The sequence below is a fragment of the Sulfitobacter albidus genome, assembly GCF_018200035.1.
GTDB lineage: Bacteria > Pseudomonadota > Alphaproteobacteria > Rhodobacterales > Rhodobacteraceae > Sulfitobacter > Sulfitobacter albidus.
Genome location: NZ_CP073581.1, coordinates 961,104 through 981,843, shown reverse-complemented (window position 1 = coordinate 981,843; position 20,740 = coordinate 961,104). Strand labels below are relative to the sequence as shown.

17 protein-coding genes and 2 pseudogenes are annotated in these 20,740 nt (G+C 65.2%); 5 read left to right on the top strand and 14 right to left on the bottom strand.

Translation table 11 applies throughout. From position 1 onward, the window contains the following. The first annotated feature begins 44 nt into the window (after positions 1 to 44). Positions 45 to 1,351, top strand: a pseudogene (locus KDD17_RS04610) (short-chain fatty acid transporter). Here the strand turns inward: KDD17_RS04610 and KDD17_RS04605 are convergent. From KDD17_RS04605 to yajC, 10 genes are read right to left on the bottom strand one after another with little or no spacing between them, the layout of a single operon-like run. Beyond that, the gene (locus KDD17_RS04605; protein ID WP_254796890.1) at positions 1,348 to 1,896 is read right to left on the bottom strand and encodes a DsbE family thiol:disulfide interchange protein; all 549 of its coding nucleotides are present in this window, start codon (positions 1,894 to 1,896) and stop codon (positions 1,348 to 1,350) included. The pseudogene KDD17_RS04610 and the gene KDD17_RS04605 overlap by 4 nt on opposite strands. Further along, on the bottom strand, positions 1,889 to 2,047 hold the full coding sequence (gene ccmD, locus KDD17_RS04600) for a heme exporter protein CcmD (protein WP_431358140.1): 159 nt from the start codon (positions 2,045 to 2,047) through the stop codon (positions 1,889 to 1,891). The genes KDD17_RS04605 and ccmD overlap by 8 nt, the downstream gene beginning before the upstream one ends. Then, positions 2,044 to 2,775: a heme ABC transporter permease gene (locus KDD17_RS04595; protein ID WP_212705493.1), complete on the bottom strand. Its 732-nt coding sequence runs from the start codon at positions 2,773 to 2,775 to the stop codon at positions 2,044 to 2,046. The genes ccmD and KDD17_RS04595 overlap by 4 nt, the downstream gene beginning before the upstream one ends. A 50-nt stretch (positions 2,776 to 2,825) precedes the next feature. Continuing rightward, complete coding sequence (gene ccmB, locus KDD17_RS04590; protein ID WP_212705492.1) at positions 2,826 to 3,482, bottom strand: heme exporter protein CcmB; 657 nt, start codon at positions 3,480 to 3,482, stop codon at positions 2,826 to 2,828. Next, positions 3,479 to 4,096, bottom strand: coding sequence for a heme ABC exporter ATP-binding protein CcmA (gene ccmA / locus KDD17_RS04585; RefSeq protein WP_212705491.1), 618 nt, complete (start codon positions 4,094 to 4,096; stop codon positions 3,479 to 3,481). The genes ccmB and ccmA overlap by 4 nt, the downstream gene beginning before the upstream one ends. After that, positions 4,097 to 4,450 (bottom strand): Mth938-like domain-containing protein, encoded by a 354-nt coding sequence (locus KDD17_RS04580; RefSeq protein WP_212705490.1) that lies wholly within the window; start codon positions 4,448 to 4,450, stop codon positions 4,097 to 4,099. Between the two features lie 4 nt (positions 4,451 to 4,454). After that, on the bottom strand, positions 4,455 to 5,210 hold the full coding sequence (locus KDD17_RS04575) for a sulfite exporter TauE/SafE family protein (protein WP_212705489.1): 756 nt from the start codon (positions 5,208 to 5,210) through the stop codon (positions 4,455 to 4,457). After that, positions 5,203 to 6,171, bottom strand: coding sequence for a protein translocase subunit SecF (gene secF, locus KDD17_RS04570; RefSeq protein ID WP_212705488.1), 969 nt, complete (start codon positions 6,169 to 6,171; stop codon positions 5,203 to 5,205). Before secF ends, KDD17_RS04575 begins: the two co-directional genes overlap by 8 nt. A gap of 1 nt (position 6,172) precedes the next feature. Continuing rightward, positions 6,173 to 7,822 carry a protein translocase subunit SecD gene (gene secD / locus KDD17_RS04565; protein ID WP_212705487.1) on the bottom strand — a complete coding sequence of 550 codons (1,650 nt, stop codon included), beginning with the start codon at positions 7,820 to 7,822 and terminating at the stop codon, positions 6,173 to 6,175. Positions 7,823 to 7,857: 35 nt separating this feature from the next. After that, entirely contained in the window at positions 7,858 to 8,136 is a 279-nt protein-coding gene (gene yajC / locus KDD17_RS04560) for a preprotein translocase subunit YajC (RefSeq protein WP_212705486.1), read from the bottom strand. A gap of 200 nt (positions 8,137 to 8,336) precedes the next feature. On the opposite strand from yajC, the pseudogene serS reads away from it, so the two are divergent. After that, positions 8,337 to 9,628: pseudogene (gene serS, locus KDD17_RS04555) on the top strand (serine--tRNA ligase). Positions 9,629 to 9,632: 4 nt separating this feature from the next. Here serS and KDD17_RS04550 read toward each other — a convergent pair. Then, entirely contained in the window at positions 9,633 to 10,832 is a 1,200-nt protein-coding gene (locus KDD17_RS04550; protein WP_212705485.1) for a T6SS phospholipase effector Tle1-like catalytic domain-containing protein, read from the bottom strand. Positions 10,833 to 10,913: 81 nt separating this feature from the next. On the opposite strand from KDD17_RS04550, the gene KDD17_RS04545 reads away from it, so the two are divergent. Continuing rightward, on the top strand, positions 10,914 to 11,618 hold the full coding sequence (locus tag KDD17_RS04545; RefSeq protein WP_212705484.1) for a tryptophan-rich sensory protein: 705 nt from the start codon (positions 10,914 to 10,916) through the stop codon (positions 11,616 to 11,618). A 66-nt stretch (positions 11,619 to 11,684) separates the two neighbouring features. On the opposite strand, the gene der is transcribed toward KDD17_RS04545, so the two are convergent. Genes der through KDD17_RS04530 form a run of 3 tightly spaced genes read right to left on the bottom strand, consistent with a single transcriptional unit; the run spans position 11,685 to position 15,312 of the window. Then, positions 11,685 to 13,154 carry a ribosome biogenesis GTPase Der gene (gene der, locus KDD17_RS04540; protein WP_212705483.1) on the bottom strand — a complete coding sequence of 490 codons (1,470 nt, stop codon included), beginning with the start codon at positions 13,152 to 13,154 and terminating at the stop codon, positions 11,685 to 11,687. Beyond that, the gene (locus tag KDD17_RS04535) at positions 13,046 to 14,575 is read right to left on the bottom strand and encodes a PQQ-binding-like beta-propeller repeat protein (protein ID WP_431358139.1); all 1,530 of its coding nucleotides are present in this window, start codon (positions 14,573 to 14,575) and stop codon (positions 13,046 to 13,048) included. Before KDD17_RS04535 ends, der begins: the two co-directional genes overlap by 109 nt. A gap of 47 nt (positions 14,576 to 14,622) precedes the next feature. Then, positions 14,623 to 15,312: a hypothetical protein gene (locus KDD17_RS04530; RefSeq protein ID WP_212705482.1), complete on the bottom strand. Its 690-nt coding sequence runs from the start codon at positions 15,310 to 15,312 to the stop codon at positions 14,623 to 14,625. A 220-nt stretch (positions 15,313 to 15,532) separates the two neighbouring features. On the opposite strand from KDD17_RS04530, the gene KDD17_RS04525 reads away from it, so the two are divergent. Both KDD17_RS04525 and KDD17_RS04520 read left to right on the top strand, forming a co-directional pair. Next, positions 15,533 to 16,777, top strand: a complete 1,245-nt coding sequence (locus KDD17_RS04525; protein ID WP_212705481.1) for an efflux RND transporter periplasmic adaptor subunit — start codon at positions 15,533 to 15,535, stop codon at positions 16,775 to 16,777. Continuing rightward, complete coding sequence (locus KDD17_RS04520; protein ID WP_212705480.1) at positions 16,774 to 20,667, top strand: efflux RND transporter permease subunit; 3,894 nt, start codon at positions 16,774 to 16,776, stop codon at positions 20,665 to 20,667. Before KDD17_RS04525 ends, KDD17_RS04520 begins: the two co-directional genes overlap by 4 nt. Positions 20,668 to 20,740 lie beyond the last annotated feature (73 nt).

The following is a 20,740-nucleotide window of genomic DNA, read 5'->3' as shown; positions in this document are numbered from 1 at the left end:
TTGACGCGCAAGCGCTACAATTCGAGTATCAGAGGAGGATCTTCATGCTCAACGCAATTTCCCGCCCCATGGTGCGGATCGTCGACCGATATCTGCCCGACCCGTTCGTTTTTGTCACCGCCCTCACCCTGATCGCCGCCGTGGCCGCCATGGCCGTGCAGGGGTCCAGCCCGATGGAAGTGGTCACCGCCTGGGGCGATGGCTTCTGGGCGCTGTTGCAATTTGCCATGCAGATGCTGCTGGTGCTGGTCACGGGCTATATGATGGCCTCGACCCCGCTGGTGAAACGCGGGCTTGCCACGCTTGCGGGCATGGCCACCTCCCCCGGTGGCGCGATCCTGCTGGTGAGCTTCGTCTCGCTTGCGGCGAGCTGGATCAACTGGGGCTTTGGCCTTGTGGTCGGAGCACTGTTCGCCAAGGAGCTCGCGCGGCTGGTGCGCGTTGATTACCGCCTGCTGGTGGCTTCCGCCTATTCAGGCTTCATCGTCTGGCACGGCGGTCTGGCGGGCTCCGTCCCGTTGTCGATCGCTACCGAAGGGCATCCCTTTGCCGATATCACGGGCATCATTCCCACGTCCGAGACGATCTTTAGCCCCTTCAACCTCGCCATCGTGGTGGCGCTGTTTATCGCGGTGCCGCTGGTCAATCGCGGCATGCTGCCCAAGGAGGAGGACAGCATTTACATCGACCCAGCCCTGCTGAAAGAGGACGCCCCCGAGGTTCCCGAAAACCGCACCCCCGCCGAGTGGCTGGAGACGACGCCGGTGCTGTCAATGTTGATCGGAGCCGCCGGTGTGGCCTGGCTGATCCAGTATTTCATGGCCGGGAACGGATTGTCGCTGAACGTCATCAACTTTGTCTTTCTGACGCTGGCGATCCTACTGCACGGCACGCCGCGCAACCTGCTCAATTCGCTCACCGATGCGGTGAAGGGCGGCGCGGGGATCGTGATCCAGTTTCCGTTCTACGCGGGCATCATGGCGATCATGGTCGAAACCGGGTTGGCCGCGACCGTCTCGACCGGGCTGGTCAACCTCGCCTCTGAGGCGACGTTGCCGTTCTTTGCCTTCCTGTCGGCGGGCATCGTGAACTTCTTTGTGCCCTCGGGGGTGGTCAATGGGCCGTACAGGCGCCCGTGATCCTGCCCGCTGCCGAAGCGCTTGGCGTTGATTTTGCCAAGGCGTCGATGGCCGTGGCCTGGGGCGATGCGTGGACGAACATGGTGCAGCCGTTCTGGGCACTGCCCATCCTCGGCATCGCGGGCCTGCGCGCCAAGGATATCATGGGCTTTTGCGTGATCCATCTGGTGATCAGCGGTGTGATCATCTCGCTGGGGCTGTCGTTCCTCTAGCCGCCCGCCTCTGCCTGCGCTTTTTCAAGCGCGGGCAGAAACCGCTGCTCATAGGCGCTGCCCACCAGCGGCCCGGCAAAGCGGTAAAGGACCGTGCCATCGGCGCCGACGATGAACGTCTCTGGCGGCGCCGTCACCCCCCATTCGATTGCGGTACGCCCCTGCGGGTCGAACCCCACGCCGACAAACGGGTTGTCATCCTCACGCAAGTATTGCGAGGCCGCCCCTTCGGTATCCTTGAAATTGATGCCGACGATGGGGATGCCTTCGGCCTCCATGCGCAAAAGGCGCGGATGCTCTGCCCGGCAGGGCGGGCACCAGCTGGCCCAGAAGTTCACCAGCGTCACCTCCCCGCTTGCCAGCATGGCGTCGCTGGCTTGCGGGAAATCGCTGAGCGCGCGTTCGGGCACGGCGGGGGCCGCGCGCCCCACAAGGGTCGAGGGCAGCGCGTCGGGGTCATCGCGGTACATCCCGACTGCGGCCAGCCCGACAAAGGCGGCAAAGATCAGCGGCGGGGCGATCATGAGGGGGCTTAATTTAGGCATCCGGGCTCCCTTCCCGTTCGATGTGTTTCAGCGCCGCACGCGCCCGGCGCCCGGCGCGCAGGGTCACGATCAGCAACACCGCAATCAGCGCCAGCGAGATCCCGTAGGCGCTCAGCACTTCGCCCGCGTATTTTCCCAGATCCGGCATCATGCCACCCGCTCCTGCCGGGCCGTCAGCGCGCGCGCCCGGCGCAGCGCGATCTCAGTGCCCGTTCGGTAAAGCACCAGCGCCAGAAACAGCAGCGTGAAGCCCGCGATGCAGATCACAAGCGGCAGCCAGAACACGTCAGAGATGTTCTCTTCCTTGTCGAGGCTCAGGCTCGCGCCCTGATGCAATCCCTGGCTCCAGAACAACACCGCGTAGCGCGACATCAGCGCAAAGACCGACCCGACGAGGCACAGCACAGATGTCAGATCGGCAGCGGTGTCGGGATCGTCAATCGCCGCCCAAAGCGCGATGTAGCCCAGATAGAACAGAAACAGGATCAGGAACGAGGTCAGCCGCGGATCCCACGCCCACCACGTCCCCCACATGGGCTGGCCCCAGATCGCGCCGGTCAGCAGGCCGATCACCGTCATCACGAGCCCCACGGGTGCCGCCGCCTTGGCGGCCAGCGCGCTGACGTGGTGCCGCCGCACCAGCCAAATGAGCGAGGCGACCAGCATCATGATCCACGCGTTGATCGCGATCCAGGCGGAGGGCACGTGCAAATAGATGATCTTGACCGTCGATCCCTGCCGGAAATCATCCGGCGTGCCGAAAAAGCCCCAGACAAGGCCCACGACAATCCCCACGGCGGCAAGACCCCAGGCATAGGGCTGCACCTTGGCGCTCAGGGCCAGAAACCTGACCGGATTTGCGTATTCCCAGATCGACATGAGGGGTATCTAATGCTCCGCCAGCGCAGGCTCAATGGACAAAGCGTCGCTCACCTGATCGTCATCCGCAGCGCGGCGGCGGCGGCAAAGGGCAAGAGCGCCACGCAGCCCAGCGAGATCCCCGCCAGCAGGATCAGCGGCGTCTCGACGCTCATGCCCACAGCCCCCCGGCGCGCGGCCTCGGCGCCGAAAATCAGCGTCGGCACGTAAAGCGGCAGCACCAGAAGCGACAACAGCAGTCCGCCGCGTTTGATCCCCACCGTCAGCGCCGCACCGAAGGTGCCGATCATCGACAACGCGGGCGTGCCGAGCGCCAGCGAGACCACCAGCCAGCCATACCCCTGCGCGGGCAGGTTCAGCAACACGCCAAGCGCGGGGGCGGCCACCACCAGCGGCAGGCCCGTGGTGATCCAATGGGCCACGCCCTTGACCGCCAGTGCGGCCTCCAACGGCAGCGGAGCGGTGGCCAGCACATCCAGCGTGCCGTCCTCATAATCCAGCGCCAGCAGCCGGTCGAGCGACAAAAGACACGCCAGCAACGCGCCCAGCCACAGCACGCCCGGTGCGATGGTCGATAAAAGCGTGCTTTGCGGGCCGACGCTGAAGGGCACCAGCACCGTGAGGATCAAAAAGAACGCAAGACCCAGACCAAAGCCGCCGCCCGCGCGCAGCGCCAGCCGCAGATCCCGCACCAGCAGCGCGATCACAGGAACGCCTCGTCGCTGGCGCCCAGCAATTCGGTGGGGGCGGCACGCAGATCGGTGATGTCGAATACCGTCGCCTCAAGGCCCAGATCAATGTGGGTGGCGATCACCGCCATGCCACCGCCCGCCAGATGCGCGCGCAAACAATCCGCAAACCACCCCACGGCCTCGCGGTCCAGCGACACCGTGGGTTCATCCATCACCCACAGGGGCCGCCCTGTCACCAGCAACCGCGCCAGCCCCGCGCGGCGTTTCTGCCCCGCCGAAAGCGAGCCCGCCAGCCGGTCCTGTAGCTGCGTCAGGTGATAGGCATCCAGCGCCGCACCGATATCATGCTGCCCGTAGATGCGCGCCCAGAACGACAGGTTTTCCGCGACGCTCAGCATCGCCTTTAGCCCGTCGGCGTGGCCCGCGTAAGCGACGGTATCCTCTGCCCCGGCGATCCGCCCCGTCAGCGGGGGTTGCAGCCCGGCGATGGTGCGCAGCAGCGTCGTCTTGCCCGCACCATTGGGGCCGCGCAGGATCAGCGTGTTACCCGGTTCCACCCGCAGGTTGACACCGCTGAGCACCGGCACGCCGCCGCGCGCGACGGCCACATCTCTCAGCCGCAGGCTCACCTAGATCGGCAACAGGGCCAGCGCCACGCGCCGCCCCTCGCTCAGCAGCACGTTGTAGGTGCGTGCCGCCGCCGGGGAGGCCATCGCCTCGACCCCCACACCGGCCGCTTCCAGGGTCGCGATCATCTCGGGCGGCAGATGCGCGATCTCGGCCCCGGTGCCGATGAAAATCACGTCCGTCTGACCGGCAAGGGCCACCAGAGGGTCGGTATCGCCAAGCCCGCCCCACGTCTGCGTCCCCGTCTGCGCCGTGATGACAGGGCCGTGGATCACCTGCCCCCCGATGCGGAAAAAGCCCGGGCCATACCCCTCGACCGGTTTGGCGTCGTTAAAGACCACTTCGTTCAATCGCATGTGTTCACCCCTTCCAGATCGGCAGGCCGATGATAGCCGACGCCGCGATGACGATATAGGCCACGCTGCGGAAAAGTCGCTCCGCGCCCGGATCGAACAGGCGCGCGCCGATGACGTTGGCCACAAGGTTGGGGATGCCTACCAAAAGGCCCAGCACGGCGATCGACCAGTTCATCAGCCCGAGGATCCACAGCAGCGGCACCAGCAGCAGGTCGAGCGCCAGAAGATAGAGCAGAAAATTCGCCCGAATGACCGAGATCGGCAGCGTCGACGCCATGTACAGCATGATGACAGGCGGTCCGGGGATGCCCGCAAAACCGGTCATCCAGCCGCCCACGGCGCCGGTGAAGATCGTCAGCCGCCGGGTGAGCGCGCCGCGCAGGCGCCAGCCCGTCATCATCAGCCCCAGCAGGGCGAGCACGGTCATTGAGACGATCCAGCCAAAGGCAGCGGGCTGCATCACGCTGAGCATCCAGACCCCAAAGGGCAACGCCAGCACGGCGCCCGCGATCAGCAGGCCTACGTCACGCGGCGCGCCCTCGCGCCATGCGGACCGCAGGTTGGGCAGCGGGCCGATCAGCTCAGCCGCGACAAGGAAAATCACCGCCTCCACCGGGCTGAGCACCGAGGACGCCACCGGCATGATGATCATCGCAGAGCCAAATCCCGCAAAGCCGCGCACCAGCCCCGCGACAAAGACCGCCAGAACCAGCCAATGCAGCCCCGGCACCGCCAGAGCTGCGATCAGCGTTTCAGGCATCGATATTGGCGTATTGGTTGCCAGCGTTCGCGTCGGGCTTGGACCAGTCCCGCTTGACCCCGAAATACAGCAGCGCCGCCGTGGCCACGAAGATCGACGAATAGGTGCCCACGATCACACCCCAGATCATCGCAAAGACAAAGCCGCGAATGACGTCCCCACCCAGCACAAACAGCGAAATCAGCGCCAGCAGTGTCGTGACCGAGGTCATGAAGGTCCGGCTCAGCGTTTCGTTGATCGAGACGTTAAGCACTTCTTTCAGCGGGCGTTTCTTGTATTTGCGCAGGTTCTCGCGGACCCGGTCAAAAACTACCACGGTGTCGTTCAGCGAATAACCCACGATTGTCAGCAAGGCCGCGATGATCGCGAGATCGAACCGGATCTGAAGCTCCGAAAAGACGCCGATGGTCAGGACGACATCGTGCACCAGCGCCAGCACGGCACCGGCGGCGAACTGCCATTCGAACCGCAGCCAGATGTAGATCAGGACCGCCCCGATCGCCAAGGCGACGGCGATGATCGCGGTATTGATCAGCTCCCCCGACACCTTTGGCCCCACGGATTCGACCGACACGAACTTGATGTCCGGGCGCACCTTGACCAGCGCTGCCTCGACCGCTTCGATCACATCCGTCGTGACCGCCTCCTGCCCGTCCTGGGCCTGAATGCGGATCATCGCCACGTTTTGGTCGTCACGGAACTGCGGATCGAACACTTCGGTGATCGAAATATCGCCTAGCTCCAGCGGCGCGATGGCATCGCGGTACAGGCCGATTTCGACCGGCAGCGGGCTTTCGGTGCGGATCGTCGTGCCGCCGCGGAAGTCGATGCCGAAGTTCAGCCCCTGCAACAGGAACGACACCAGCGCCACCACCATCATGATGCCGGAGATCCCCAGCCACATCTTCCAACGGTTGAAGAAATCGAAATTCGTATTCTGTTTGACCAGTCTCAGGCGCATATCAAATCTCGATTGTTTTGGGGCGGCGGCGTTCGTACCAGATCACGACCATCAGGCGTGTGACGAAAATCGCGGTGAAGACGGAAGTTACAATGCCGATGCCCAGCGTAATCGCGAACCCGCGCACCGGGCCAGACCCCATGGCAAAGAGGATCACGGCGGTGATGAACGTCGTGATGTTGGCGTCAAGGATCGCGCTGAGCGCCTTTTCATAGCCAAGCTGGATCGCGCGCGCCGGCCCCTTGGCCGATTTCGCCTCTTCGCGGATCCGCTCGAAGATCAGCACGTTTGCGTCCACCGCCATGCCGACGGTCAGCACGATGCCCGCGATGCCCGGCAGGGTCAGCGTGGCGCCGATGAGGCTGAGCAGCCCGAACAGCAGCCCGACGTTCACGATCAGGGCCACATTGGCGAAAATCCCGAACAGCCCGTAGCTGGCGAACATGAAAAACAGCACGGCGACAAAGGCCACGATGGTGGCCACCTTGCCTGCGTCGATGCTGTCCTGGCCCAGCTCGGGGCCGATGGTGCGCTCTTCGAGGAAGTCCAGCTCGGCGGGCAGCGCGCCCGCGCGCAACAGCACGGCAAGCCGCGTCGATTCCTCGACCGTGAAATTCCCCGTGATGATGCCCGATCCGCCTGGAATATGGCTCTGGATCGTGGGGGCGCTTACCACCTCGTCGTCGAGCACGATGGCAAAGGGCGCGCCGATATTCTCGGCCGTGTAATCCCCGAATTTGCGCGCGCCAGTGGTGTTGAACCGGAAGTTCACCGCCGGGTTGCCGTTCTGGTCAAACGCGGGCTGCGCATCGACCAGCTCTTCGCCGGTCACGACGGGGGCGCTTTCGATGACGTAGAACACGCCCGGCTCGTCGAGCGAGGGAATCGTTTCATTCCCGATCCCTGCGTTGTCTGAGCCATCATTGGTGCGGCGCACCACGGGGCTGAACGTCAGCTGCGCGGTCGTGCCGATGATCGCCTTCAGCTCAGCCGCCGAGCCGATGCCCGGCACCTGGATGAGGATACGGTCGGTGCCCTGACGCTGGATCGTCGGCTCGCGCGTGCCGACCTCGTCGATACGGCGGCGGATGATTTCGAGCGATTGCTGCATCGTGCGCTCGTCGGTGGCGGATTTCTCGGCCTCCGACAGCACGATGGTAAGGATGCCGTCAGTGGCGGAAACTTCGATGTCGTTGGCCCCCACCCCGGTGAGCGTTTGCACCGGCTGCGCCAGACCGCGCACGATCTGCAACGCTTCGGCGGTCTTTTCCGGCTCATTGAGGCGCAGGCGCAGCTCATCCGAGGGGGCCTGCTGGCGGCGCACGGGCGTCAGCGCGCGCAGGCTGTCGCGCACCTCGGGCCACATCGCCTCAAGCCGGGCGGCATAGACATCCTGCACGCGGACCTCGGCCAGCAGATGCGCGCCGCCGCGCAAGTCGAGGCCCAGATTGACCAAACCGCTTGGCAACCATTCGGGCCACAGATCGCGCTGCGCCTCAAGCGCGGCGGTGCTGCCCGCCTGCTCGATCTCCTGCACGGCGTCATTGTGGCCCTCGACCACCGTGTAGAACGCATTTGGCATCGCCAACAGCAGCCCCGCCACACAGGTCAGCACGATGGCGATACGTTTGAACAGACCGATCTGGAGCATGCCGCCCGCCTTTGTCTTGGAATCCGAGGGGGTGGTTACTTCGCCGGTTCGGTTTTGTTGATGACCGTGGCGATGGTGTTCTGGATCACGCGGACCTTGACGCCATCGGCGATCTCGACCTCGATCTCACCGTCGTCCTTGACCTTGACGACCTTGCCGACGATGCCGCCCTGCGTGACGACCTGATCACCCCGGCGCAGCGCGGCGACCATCGCCTGATGGTCCTTGAGCTTTTTCTGCTGGGGACGGATCAGCAGGAAATACATGATCGCGAAGATCAGGATCAGCGGGATAAATTGCTCGATACCACCCATGGTGAAGTCCTTTGCGGCAGGTCGCGGCACGCGGGCGCGCCGGGCGTTTGAATTTGGCAGAACCTATGCGGCGACCGGGGGGTTTGCAAGGCGCGGCGGCGGCTTATTTGACCGCGCGCGCGCCCGCATCAGCCCCCTACCCCGCGCGCCAAGATGGGCCATAACCCGGCCATCTGATTCACACCCTGGAGGACAGTATCATGCATGACATCCGTGCAATCCGCGACAATCCCGCCGCCTTTGACGCAGCCCTTGCGCGTCGCGGGGATGCGCCGCTGTCCTCCGAGCTGCTTGCCCTCGACAGTGCGCGGCGCGCCAAGATTCAGGCCGCCGAGGCCGCGCAGGCCGACCAGAACGCCGCCTCGAAACAGGTGGGTGCTGCCAAGGCGTCGGGTGACGAGGCCGAATTCGAGCGGCTGCGCGCACTGGTGGGCGAGAAGAAGGCCGAAGTCGCCGCCATGCAAGCCGAGGCCAAGGAGCTGGACGCGCAGTTGACAGATGCGCTCGGGCGCATCCCCAACCTGCCCGCCGAAGACGTGCCCGAGGGCGCGGATGAGGCCGACAACGTCGAGGTAAAGGTCTGGGGTGACAAGCCCGCCTTTGCCTTCACGCCCAAGGAGCATTACGAGATCGCCGCCGTTGCCCGCGCGATGGATTTCGAGACGGCGGCCAAGACCTCCGGCGCGCGGTTCGTGATGCTCAAACGCGGGGTGGCGCGCATTCACCGCGCGCTGGCGCAATTCATGATCGACACCCATGTGGATCAGAACGGCCTCACAGAGGTCAACACCCCCGTGCTGGTACGCGACGAGGCGATGTATGGCACCGACAAGCTGCCCAAATTCGGCGAGGAAAGCTACCGCACCGAGGAAGGCATGTGGCTGGTCCCCACCTCGGAAGTGCCGCTGACCTACACGGTCGCCGATCAGACGCTGGATGCCTCCGACCTGCCGCGCCGGATGACCGCGCATACGCTGTGCTTCCGCTCGGAGGCGGGCAGCGCCGGGCGCGACACTGCGGGCATGCTGCGCCAGCACCAGTTCGAAAAGGTCGAGATGGTGTCGATCACCCTGCCGGAGGACAGCGACGCCGAGCAAAAGCGCATGCTCGCCTGCGCCGAAGGGATCCTTGAGGCGCTCGGCATCCCCTACCGCACGGTGATCCTGTGCACCGGCGACATGGGCTTCGGCGCGCGCCGCACCTACGATATCGAGGCGTGGGTGCCCGGGCAGGACAGCTACCGCGAAATCTCCTCCGTCTCGACCACGGGCGATTTTCAGGCGCGGCGCATGAATGCGCGGTTCAAACCCGAAGGGGGGGCAAGCCGCAATTCGTGCACACGCTCAACGGATCTGGCCTTGCGGTGGGGCGCTGCCTGATCGCGGTGCTTGAGAACGGCCAGCAGGAGGACGGCACAGTGCTGCTGCCCGACGCCCTTGCCCCCTATCTGGGCGGTAAGCTGACGCTGGGCCTCGACGGTGATCTGATCTAGGCGATCAGCGCCCCGGCTCCGGCCGGTCGGGGCGCGTCTGCGTCCCGATAGGCGGCTCGCCGAACAGTTCTGGCATCAGATTTTTCAGCGAGCGCGGCCGGTAGTCGCGCCGTTTGGCCACGCGGGAATGCGCGCTTTCGTGCAGATCGATCGGATGCCCCGGCCCCGCCCGCCAGCGCAGCAGATTGCCGGTGATTTCGTACAAAAGCGGCGGCTGGCTCAGCGTTGCACTTTCCGCCAGCGGATCAGGATCGGCGTCAAGCAGATCCGCCATGTCGATCTCAAGCCCCGCCTGCACGGCCCCTTCGGCGATCCAGCGCAGCGATTGACCCGTCAGCTTGCGCGCCTTGGGGGCAGAGCCGCCGACAATCGCGTGGGTACCGGTGAACCACACCTGTTGATAGGGGCGACCGGGGCTCCGGTCGCCGTGGTTCAGGCCCGGCCCCTCGCGGCTGGCCTCCAGATTGTCCCAAAGGCTGGGTTTGTAGAACACCCGCCGCTCGTCCAGAGCGACCGCATGGCGCGCGGCCCGCACCATCGAGCTGAGTTTCGTGTCGTGAAACTGGTAGCGCGCGTTCCACAGCGTCGCGACAGGCCCCAGCAGTGGCGCCGGGATTCCCAAAGCGCCGACGGTATCCCAGATGCCCAGATAGGCGATCTGCACCCGGTGAAACCCCTCGGCCGGATCGTCATCGGAAGGCGTCACCGTCCGCCAATCCAGATCCGCCTGCGAGGTGGCCGCGCGCGGCGACAGGCGGCGGCGCTGTTTGAGGATGCGCAGCGCGTCGGGATGATTGGCCACCCCCGGCTTGCGGTACAGCCGGAACGCCGCGTCGAGCGCCTCATCGTCAATCGTCTCGATGATCCCGCATTTGCGCACCATCCCCGCAAGCGAGCGCGCGGTATAGGCCCCGCGCGAAAACCCGAAGATAAAGATGTCATCGCCGGGCTGGTAGCGGCGGCACAGCTCCGCGTAGGCGCGTTTGATATTCGCGTTCAACCCCCAGCCGAAGGCGCCGCCGCCGATCTTGAGGATGCCGCGCGACAGCGCGTTGGGCGCCTCGCCCGCGCCGACACCCTCGACATAGGCGGTGTCCTGCTGGGGTGTTTTTGGGGTTTTGTCAGACAGCCGGACCACATGGGTCGGCTGTGTCATGGCGGGGTTGTTCCACGTGCCATCGCAGAAAATCGCGATCCGGGCCATTGGCGGGAATCCTTTTTGGGTTAAGTAGCGTCGGGGCGGCCAATGCGTGCCGCGCCGTGAATGTTCAACAAAGTGAGCCCGATGTCACGCCCCCTTACCGCCTATCTTGCCCTCGCGCTCGCGGTCCTTTTTGCCGCCTCGCCGTTTTTCGTGCCTGACTTCGGCGGGTTTGACGCCGAACAATTCCCCGTCCCGCAGGAGGATCCGCCGGTGCAACCCGCGGGCTACGCATTCTCGATCTGGGGGGTGATCTATCTATGGCTCATCGCCGGGCTGGGCTACGGCGCGCTCCGGCGGGCGGAGGACGGCGCATGGCACGCGATGCGCCTGCCGCTGATCGTTTCGCTGGCGGTGGGGGCGGCGTGGCTGGCTGTGGCGGTGGCAAGCCCGGTGTGGGCGTCAGTGCTGATCTGGGTCATGCTGATCAGCGCGCTGGTCGCGCTCTTTCGCAGCCCGGTGCAGGACAGCTGGTTTGCCGCATTGCCCGTCGGCCTCTACGCCGGGTGGCTCAGTGCCGCCTCCTGCGTGTCGCTGGGGCTGCTGGCCGCAGGCTACGGCTTTGTCGAGGAGACGACCGCCGCGCTTGGTGCGATCTTTCTGGCGCTGGTGATCGCCTCCGCGGTGCAAAGCCAGCTGCGCCGCGCGCCAAGCTACGGCATCGCGGTGATCTGGGCGCTGATTGCGGTGGTGGTCCAGAACTACGCCACCAACAGCACTGTTGCAGCCCTTGCCGCCGGGGGCGCCATTGCGCTCATCTTCCCCACAGTGCGCGCCGCCCGCAGCTGAGCGCCGCAAACTTTGTCACCAAAGTTTGGGCCCAAAGTCTCTGCAGAGACTTTGTGGCGCCCGGCATCAGTCCTTGCGCCGCCCGTCGGTGTGTTTGCGCAGCTTTGACGGCGCGGCCTTCTTGCGCCCCTTGTAGGGGTTGGCATCGTTCTGGCCGCGCATCCACAGGCGGATGGGTGCGCCGGGCATGTCGAAATCCAGACGCAGCCCGTTCACCAGATAGCGGCTGTAGCTTTCGGGCACCTTGTCGGGGTGGCTGCACATCACCACAAACCCCGGCGGGCGTGTTTTGGCCTGGGTCATGTAGCGCAGCTTGATCCGCTTGCCCTGCGGCGCGGGGGGCGGATGCGCCTCCATCATGCCCGACAGCCAGCGGTTGAGCTGCGCGGTGGTGACACGGCGGTTCCACACCTCATAGGCGCGCATGATCGCGCTGTGCAGCCGGTCAAGGCCACGCCCCGTCTTGGCCGACACGGTGATCAGCGGCGCGCCGCGCAGTTGCGGCAGCAACCGCTCGAAGCTTTCCTTGAGTTCCTTGAGCTTTTCTTGCCGGTTCTCTTCGATGTCCCATTTATTGACCGCAACGACGACCGCGCGGCCCTCGCGTTCGGCCAGATCAGCGATGCGCAGATCCTGCTGCTCGAACGGGATTTCGGCATCCAGCAACACAACCACGACTTCGGCGAATTTCACCGCCCGCAGCCCGTCACTGACCGAGAGTTTTTCCAGCTTTTCCTGCACCTTGGCCTTTTTACGCATGCCGGCGGTGTCAAAGATGCGCATCGGCACCGCGTCGCCCTCGGGCCCGACCCAGTCGGTCGTCAATGAGATCGCGTCGCGGGTGATCCCGGCCTCGGGCCCGGTCAGCAGGCGGTCTTCCTTGAGGATCTGGTTGATAAGCGTGGATTTACCGGCGTTGGGCCGCCCCACAACCGCCACCTGCAGGGGTTTGGCGCGGGTCGGCACGGGCACGATGTCCTCATCGTCCTCGTCGATATCCACATCCGTTTCGGGCGTATCATCCTGCGCGCGCTCGGCAAACCCATCCGCCAGCGGCATCAGCGCGGAATAAAGCTCTGATATGCCCTCGCCGTGCTCTGCCGACAAGCGCAGCGGCTCGCCCAGACCCAGCGAATAGGCCTCCAGCGCGCCGGCCTCGCCCGCGTGGCCCTCCGCCTTGTTGGCGGCCAGGATTACCGTCTTGGCGCGTTTGCGCAGGATGTCGGCGAATACCAGATCGGACGGCGTGACGCCCACCCGCGCGTCCACCATGAACAGACAGACATCCGCCATGTCGACGGCGCGTTCGGTCAGGCGGCGCATGCGGCCCTGAAGGCTGTCGTCGGTGACTTCCTCCAGCCCGGCCGTATCAATCACGGTAAACCGCAGATCGCCCAGACGCGCCGCCCCTTCGCGCAGATCGCGCGTCACGCCTGGTTGGTCGTCGACCAAGGCCAGGCGTTTGCCCACAAGGCGATTGAACAGGGTGGATTTCCCGACATTCGGGCGCCCCACAAGGGCGAGGGTGAACGACATCTGCGTGCTCCGTCAGTGCTGAACACGCGCCATAGCGCAATCGCCCGGCGGGCGAAAGGGTCAGCGGTAGGCGAGCAATTGTCCGTTGGCGGACACAACGTACAGCGTCTGCCCCGCCACGATCGGCGCCGTGGTGGCACCACCCGGAATTTCGACCGACCCGACAAGGCGCCCGTCGCGCGGATCAAAACTGCGCAACACCCCATCGCCCGACGCCACGATGATCCGCCCCCCGCAAGGATGGGGCCATGGTGCGGCACGACGCGGCTTTGCTTGCGCGGTTTGCGTTCGGTGAAATTCGGGAGCGGCACGCCCCAGATCTTGGCCCCCGTATCGGCATCGAGGCGGACCAGTTCATTGAGATCGCTCAGCGCAAAGACACTGCCGCCCACCGGCCAGACCGGACCAATGGCCCCGTCACGTGCCGACCACAGCCGCGCACCCGACCCCAGCGAGAGCGCCGCGATGCGCCCGGACTGGTTTCCCACATAGACACGATCACCCGAGACCACCGGCGCCGACGTCACGTCGGAGACATTCGCCAGCGCGCGCCCCGGGCGTTTGCCCAGCACCGACGCATCCCACCGGTTCAACCCACCCCGGCGAAAGACCGCCTGCACCTCGCCCGACCCGAAGGCAAAGATCGCCAAATCGTCGGTCAACGCGGGCGCGGGTGCGCCCAGCACGTTCTTTGTCGCCTCGGAGCCGAAGATCTGCCACGCAACCTTGCCGTCGCGGCGGTTGACCGCCCAGCCGGTGCTGTCGCCGGCCGTGACATAGACCAGATCGCCCGAAACCGTCGGCGTGCCTGACCCGCTTGCGTCCAACTGCTGGCGCCAGCGCACGGCACCCGTCGACGCATCCAGCGCCGAGAGTTCACCGAAACCGACGGAGACGTAGACCGTGTCGCCCGCCACCACCAGACCACCGCCCGAGGCATCGCCCTCCTGATCGCGGGCGGGGCGCACATCGACCTGCCAGAGCGTTTGTCCGGAGGTGCCCGTCGCCGTCACGATGGATTGCGCGTCGAGGGTAAAGACGCGGCCATCGGCAACCACGGGATCGGCGGTAATGCGGAATTTGCGGCTGTCGCCTGCGCCGATATTGGCCGCCCAGGCAAGGCGCGGCGCGCTTGAGAGTGCTGCGTGCGGGACGCGGTTGGCGTCGGAGCCTGTCGTCTGGCTCCACGCGGCATTGACGCGTGGCGCGGGCAGCGAGATCGGACGCGATGTATTTTCGACAAACTCGGCCGCGTTTTCCTGCACGCCGCCGCCGTCCTGCAAGACCGCGCGCACGCCCTCGCGTTTGCCCGGAAGGATCACGTCGGGCTCGGTGCAGGCGGCGATCAATGTCAGGCCAAGGACGCCAAGCGTCCAGCGGGTCAAGGCACGCGGGCGCGCTGCGCGGATCATTTGTGTCATGGCCTGTTCACACCCCTGTGCCGTTCGTGCATCCGCATTTATGCGGTTTATTCAGTATCCAGCGGCGCCGTATCGTCAAGCGTCGGCGCCCCGCCCAGATCAGGCTCCCCGCCCAGCGCCACAATCACCTGCAACGCGCGCTGTTGCAAGTCCGGTGTCACCTCCGCATCGGTCAGGAGCGCCTGATAGCGCTCAATGGCCGTGGCGGTATCGTCCTCTTCGATGGCGATCAGCGCAATCTGTTCCTGTGCGAGCAGCCGCAGGGTGCCGCCGGCCGCCGCAAGCGCCTCGAAGCCCTGCGCACGCGCGTCGGCGGGCAGTGTGTCGGCTTGAAGGGTCAGCGCCTTGAACTGCGCGATCTGGCGGTAGATCTGCGGTGCGTCCCCGTTCACTGCCACGGCATTCAGGGTCTCGACCGCCGCCGCGCGATCCTCGGCGGCCAGATGTTCGGATGCGGTCAACAGGTCGAGTACCGCGCGTGCCGTCGGATCGTCAGCTTCAAGCGTGGCAAGCTGTGCCGCCGCATCCTCCGTCGCCAATGCGGCGGTGATGCCATCGCCCAGCGCCTCGGCCTCGGCCCGCGCCTGCGCCTTGCGGAATTCCGAAAACGCAGCCCCGCCCACGATCAGCACCACCACTGCCACCGCAATCCAGCCGTAGCGTTTCAGCGTGCCCATCATCCGGTCGCGCCGCAGTTCGTCGTTCACCTCGTCGATGAAACCATCGGTATCGCTCATGCGGCAGCCTCTCGTGATCCGGTCTTTTGCCCCTGTTAGCGAAACCCGCGGGCCAAGCCAAGACCCCCGCCACAGGGGTGTGGATGACCCCAGGTCAAAAAAACCTGCTTCTGAACTGGTCAGTTTAGTTTTATGATACTACATAGTGCTCAGGTTGATCCATCCGGCGCCCCGCGCCGTATCCGCCTGCAAACCTATCCGAATGGAACGAGGTCGATCCATGCGCTTTCTCTCAATCCTCGCTGCCGCGGCGATGGCCGTGCTTTTGTATATGACCGTGATCCAGCGCCCCGCGCTTTTGGCGTTTTTTGGCGTGGATCCCGCGCAGGCGGCCCAGCCCGAGGAAGAAGTGATCGCCGAGCAGGCCCCCGTCGCCGCCGCCGATCCCGATCTGGTCAAGGTCGTCGTGCGCAAGCTTGAGGCAGAGGGTATCGACAGCGCGGTGGTGCTGCGCGGCCAGACCGCCGCGATGCGGCAGGTCGAGGTACGCGCGGAAACCTCCGCCGTCGTCGTGTCGGAGCCGTTGCGCAAGGGCGCGCGGGTCGAGGCAGGCGAGATCATGTGCGAGCTGGACGCAGGCACCCGCCGCGCGGCGCTGAGACAGGCGCAGGCGCAGCTGGCCGAAGCGCAATCGCGGGTGCCCGAAGCCGAATCGCGCGTGGAAGAGGCCCGCGCCCGGCTTGAAGAGGCCCGCATCAATCAGAACGCGTCATCGCGGCTGAACGCCGACGGTTTCGCCTCCACCACGCGTCTGGCCGGAGCCGATGCCGCCGTCGCCAGCGCAGAGGCTGCCGTCAGCTCAGCGCAATCGGGCCTGCGCGCCGCGCGCTCGGGCATCGAGGCCGCCGAGGCCGCCGTCGCCAGCGCCGAGGCCGAGCTGGACCGGCTGGTGATCAAGGCGCCCTTTGCCGGGCAGCTGGAAAGCGATACCGCCGAGTTGGGCAGCCTGCTGCAACCCGGCGCGCTGTGCGGCACGATCATCCAGCTTGATCCCGTGAAACTGGTGGGCTTTGTGCCCGAAACGGAAGTGAACCGGGTCGAGGTCGGCGCCATGGCCGGTGCCCGTCTGGCCGCGGGCGGCGACGATGTGCGCGGTCGCGTGACCTTCCTGTCACGTTCCGCCGATCCGCAGACCCGCACCTTCGAGGTCGAGATCGAAGTGCCAAACCCGGACCTGCGTATCCGCGACGGGCAGACCGCCGAGATCCTGATCGCGTCGGACAGCACGCAGGCGCATCTGATCCCGCCAAGCGCCATGACGCTCAATTCCGAAGGGACACTGGGCGTGCGCACGGTGGTGGATGAGGATACCGTCAGCTTCAAGCCGGTGACGATCATCCGCGACACGGCGGACGGCACCTGGGTGTCCGGCCTGCCCGAGACCACCAATCTGATCGTCGTGGGACAGGAATACGTGATCGACGGGGTGCGCGTCGCGCCGACCTATCAGGAGGTCAGCCAATGACCGGAATCGTCGACTGGGCCGCCACGCGCGCCCGCATGGTGCTGGCGTTCATTCTGCTGAGCCTTGTCGTCGGCGGCTATTCCTATTCGACCCTGCCCAAAGAGGGCGAGCCGGACATCGAAATCCCTGCGCTCTTTGTCTCTGTCCCCTTCCCCGGCATTTCGGCGACCGATGCCGAAACGCTGTTGCTCAAGCCGATGGAGACGGAGCTGAGCGATCTTGACGGGCTCAAGAAGATGACCGGCACAGCCGCCGAAAACTACGCGGGCCTCGCGCTGGAGTTTGAATTCGGCTGGGACAAGACCAAGATCATCGCCGACGTGCGCGACGCCATGGGCACGGCAGAGGCGGATTTTCCCACCGGCGCCGAGACCTATTCGATCAACGAGATCAACTTCTCGGAATTCCCGATCATCATCGTGAACCTCACCGGCCCCGTGCCGGAGCGCACGATGAACCGCTACGCCAAACAGCTTCAGGAAGACCTTGAAGGGCTCGATGCCGTGCTTGAGGCAGGGATCGCCGGCAACCGCGACGAGATGCTGGAGGTGCTGATCGATCCGCTCAAGCTCGAAGCGTACAATGTCACCGCGAACGAGCTGATCTCGGTCGTGCAGAACAACAACCAGCTGATCGCCGCCGGCGAAGTGGAAAGCGACAACGGCACCTTCGCGGTCAAGATCCCATCAAGCTTTGACGAACCGCAGGACGTCTACAACCTGCCGGTCAAGACAAATGGCGACCGCGTCGTGACCCTGGGCGATCTGGCCGAGATCAACTTTACCTTCGAGGATCGTCTGGGCACGGCGCGCTTTGATGGCGATGCGACGGTGGCGTTGCAAGTGGTCAAGCGCAAGGGTTTCAACCTGATCGACACGTCCAATCTGGTCAAACAAACGGTGGCACAGGCGAGCGCCGACTGGCCCGAAGAGCTGCGCACCGCCGTCGAGGTCGGCACCTCGAACGACCAAAGCCCGTCGGTCGAGAGCATGGTCAACCAGCTTGTCGGCTCGGTGCTGACGGCGGTGGCGTTGGTGATGATCGTGGTACTGGCAGCACTGGGTATCCGGGCGGCCCTGCTGGTGGGTTTTGCGATCCCGACCTCGTTCCTTTTGTGCTTTGCACTTCTGGCGCTCATGGGGATCTCGATCTCGAACATCGTGATGTTCGGTCTGATCCTCGCCGTGGGGATGCTGGTGGACGGTGCGATCGTGGTGGTGGAATACGCCGACGCGCGCCAGCAACAGGGCGAGCGCCCGATGAAGGCCTACACCGAAGCGGCCAAGCGTATGTTCTGGCCGATCATCTCCTCCACGGCGACGACACTCTGTGCATTCCTGCCGATGCTTTTCTGGCCCGGTGTGCCGGGGGAGTTCATGGGGATGCTTCCCGTGACACTGATTTTCGTCCTGTCGGCCTCACTGGTCGTGGCGCTGATCTACCTGCCCGTTATGGGCGGCGTGACCGGGCGGCTGGAAAACTGGATCACCTCGATGATGGAGCGGTTTGCCAATCTCAAGTGGTACCTGCACCTGCCGCTCGCGATTCCGGGTGTCCTGATCTGGGCCGGGTTGATCTACGCGCTTGCAATGCTGCTGATCACGATCCTGATCGGCGCCCCCCCGGTCGATCCCGCACTCGCCACCGAAGCGGTGGTAGAGCCCAGCGCGCCGCCCTTCCCGTTCAGCTTCATCTCCGCGCAGTTCGCGCAGATGGACAGCACCATGATCCTTGAATCCGTGGTGCCGACCTTTGCCCTCGTGTTCGCCGTGCTGGCCGCCACCGCCGCCGTGATCGGGATCGTGCTGGCGCTGGCCGTGGTCTGCGCGCTTGCCGCACTTGCCCTGCTGACCCGGCTGGGTCGCGGCGGCCGCTGGGTTCTTGCCCGCCTCACCCCCAAAAGCCGCGAGGGCGTACGCTCGGGCTACCGCCGCAACGGGTTCGGCTACCTGATCGAGGCGATGACCGCCAATCCCGTCATGCCGCTGGTCACGGCGGGCATTGTGTTCGTCTTTGTCGGATCCGTGCTGATCCACTTCTCGAATAATTCACGCGGCACCGAATTCTTCGTCGAGACCGAGCCCGAGCAGGCCATTGTCTACGTGCTGGCGCGCGGCAACCTGTCGTTGTCCGAAAAGGACACGCTGCTGCGCGGCGCCGAGGACATCGTGCGCGCGCATCCCGGCGTTTCCACCGCCTTTGCCTTTGCCGGTGAGGGCGGTCTGGACAATAACACCGGCGGCGGCACGGCGCCAAAAGACACCATCGGCCAGGTCCAGTTCGAAACCATCCGCTGGGAAGACCGCGCAGGCCAGCCCGAACTCGATGGCGATGTCGTGGTGGCAGAGCTGACCGAGCAACTCTCCGCCCTGCCCGGTATCAGGATCGAGATCACACCGCTCAGCCAGGGCCCGGCCTCGGCCAAGCCCGTGCACCTGCGCTTTACCGGCAATTCCTTTGACGATCTGGTAGCCACCGTCGCACAGGCACGCGCCCATTTCGAAACCGTGCCCGGCCTCACCCTGATCGAAGACACCCGCCCCCTGCCCGGCATCGACTGGCAGATCGACGTCGACGTCGAAAAAGCCGGCCAATACGGCGCCGATGTGGTGGCCGTGGGGGCAATGGTCCAACTTGTCACGCGCGGCATCCTCCTGGACACCATGCGCGTGGACACCTCGGACGAGGAAATCGACATCCGCGTCCGCCTGCCAGAACAGGATCGGGTGCTCTCAACCCTCGATTCGCTGAAAGTACGCACGCCCGACGGGCTGATCCCGCTGTCGAATTTCATCACCCGCACCCCGGTCCCCAAATTGGCCGAGATCAGCCGCATCGACCAGAAACGCTATATGGACGTGAAGGCCGATGTGACCCCCGGTCTCGTCAAACTGGTCGAAACCCCGCCCCCCGGTGCGGAACTGGCGGCCATGCCCACCCTCGCCACCCTGCGCCCCGCGGGCCAGGATGCCGATTTCACCGGCACCGACGGCGCGCGCTACAAGCTGACCGACCGCACCGAGGCCGCCGAGGGGATGGACCTGCAAGCCGCCTTTGACGCGCAGGAAATCCGCGCGGTGCCGATCAACGCCAACGAACGGATCGCCGAGATCAGCAAATGGGTCGAAACGGCGGAATTTGCCGACGGCATCGGTTATGAATGGACCGGCGATCAGGAAGATCAGGCCGAAAGCCAGGCCTTCCTCAGCTCTGCCTTCACCGCAGCGCTTGGACTGATGTTCATCATCCTGCTGGCGCAGTTCAACAGCTTTTACAACGCGATCCTCGTGCTGCTGGCAGTGATCCTGTCCACGACAGGGGTACTGATCGGGATGTTGGTGATGGATCAGACCTTCTCGATCATCATGACCGGCACGGGGATCGTGGCCCTCGCGGGCATTGTGGTGAACAACAACATCATCCTGATCGACACCTATCAGGAGTTCAGCCAATACATGCCCCGGATCGAAGCGATCATCCGCACCGCTCAGGCGCGCATCCGCCCGGTGCTGCTGACCACCATCACGACGATGGCGGGGCTCGCGCCGATGATGTTCGGCCTCAGCCTCGATTTCGCCGAAGGCGGCTATACCATCGACAGCCCGACAGCCCTGTGGTGGAAACAGCTCGCCACAGCCGTGGTGTTCGGCCTTGGCGTGGCGACGGTACTGACATTGATGGTGACGCCCTCGATGCTCGCGATCCGGGTCTGGGCTACGACCTACCTGCGCTGGATCGCACGGCTCATGGCGCGCATGTCCATGGGCCGGGCAAGCCGCGCCGCACGCGACTGGGCCCTGCAACGCGAATCCCGCCGCGCCGCAAATCACGAAGTCATCTGGACCGACGAAGCCCTCGACATCCCGCGCAGCACCACACCAGCGGAATAATGCCCCTCACCGCAACGTGAGCAACGCCCCCTCGCCTTTCGGCGACGGGGCACTAAGCTTTCGGGGACCCAAC

Excerpts from the sequence above, each read along its gene's own strand:
- KDD17_RS04550 (WP_212705485.1), bottom strand. The coding sequence starts at position 10,832 with ATGGCCCGGATCGCGATTTTCTGCGATGGCACGTGGAACAACCCCGCC.
- der (WP_212705483.1), bottom strand. The coding sequence starts at position 13,154 with ATGTCGTTCACCCTCGCCCTTGTGGGGCGCCCGAATGTCGGGAAATCC.
- secD (WP_212705487.1), bottom strand. The coding sequence starts at position 7,822 with ATGCTCCAGATCGGTCTGTTCAAACGTATCGCCATCGTGCTGACCTGT.
- KDD17_RS04525 (WP_212705481.1), top strand. The coding sequence starts at position 15,533 with ATGCGCTTTCTCTCAATCCTCGCTGCCGCGGCGATGGCCGTGCTTTTG.
- KDD17_RS04595 (WP_212705493.1), bottom strand. The coding sequence starts at position 2,775 with ATGTCGATCTGGGAATACGCAAATCCGGTCAGGTTTCTGGCCCTGAGC.
- KDD17_RS04520 (WP_212705480.1), top strand. The coding sequence starts at position 16,774 with ATGACCGGAATCGTCGACTGGGCCGCCACGCGCGCCCGCATGGTGCTG.
- yajC (WP_212705486.1), bottom strand. The coding sequence starts at position 8,136 with ATGGGTGGTATCGAGCAATTTATCCCGCTGATCCTGATCTTCGCGATC.
- KDD17_RS04535 (WP_431358139.1), bottom strand. The coding sequence starts at position 14,575 with ATGACACAAATGATCCGCGCAGCGCGCCCGCGTGCCTTGACCCGCTGG.
- KDD17_RS04530 (WP_212705482.1), bottom strand. The coding sequence starts at position 15,312 with ATGAGCGATACCGATGGTTTCATCGACGAGGTGAACGACGAACTGCGG.
- KDD17_RS04575 (WP_212705489.1), bottom strand. The coding sequence starts at position 5,210 with ATGCCTGAAACGCTGATCGCAGCTCTGGCGGTGCCGGGGCTGCATTGG.
- ccmD (WP_431358140.1), bottom strand. The coding sequence starts at position 2,047 with ATGATGCCGGATCTGGGAAAATACGCGGGCGAAGTGCTGAGCGCCTAC.
- KDD17_RS04580 (WP_212705490.1), bottom strand. The coding sequence starts at position 4,450 with ATGCGATTGAACGAAGTGGTCTTTAACGACGCCAAACCGGTCGAGGGG.
- KDD17_RS04605 (WP_254796890.1), bottom strand. The coding sequence starts at position 1,896 with ATGCCTAAATTAAGCCCCCTCATGATCGCCCCGCCGCTGATCTTTGCC.
- secF (WP_212705488.1), bottom strand. The coding sequence starts at position 6,171 with ATGCGCCTGAGACTGGTCAAACAGAATACGAATTTCGATTTCTTCAAC.
- KDD17_RS04545 (WP_212705484.1), top strand. The coding sequence starts at position 10,914 with ATGTCACGCCCCCTTACCGCCTATCTTGCCCTCGCGCTCGCGGTCCTT.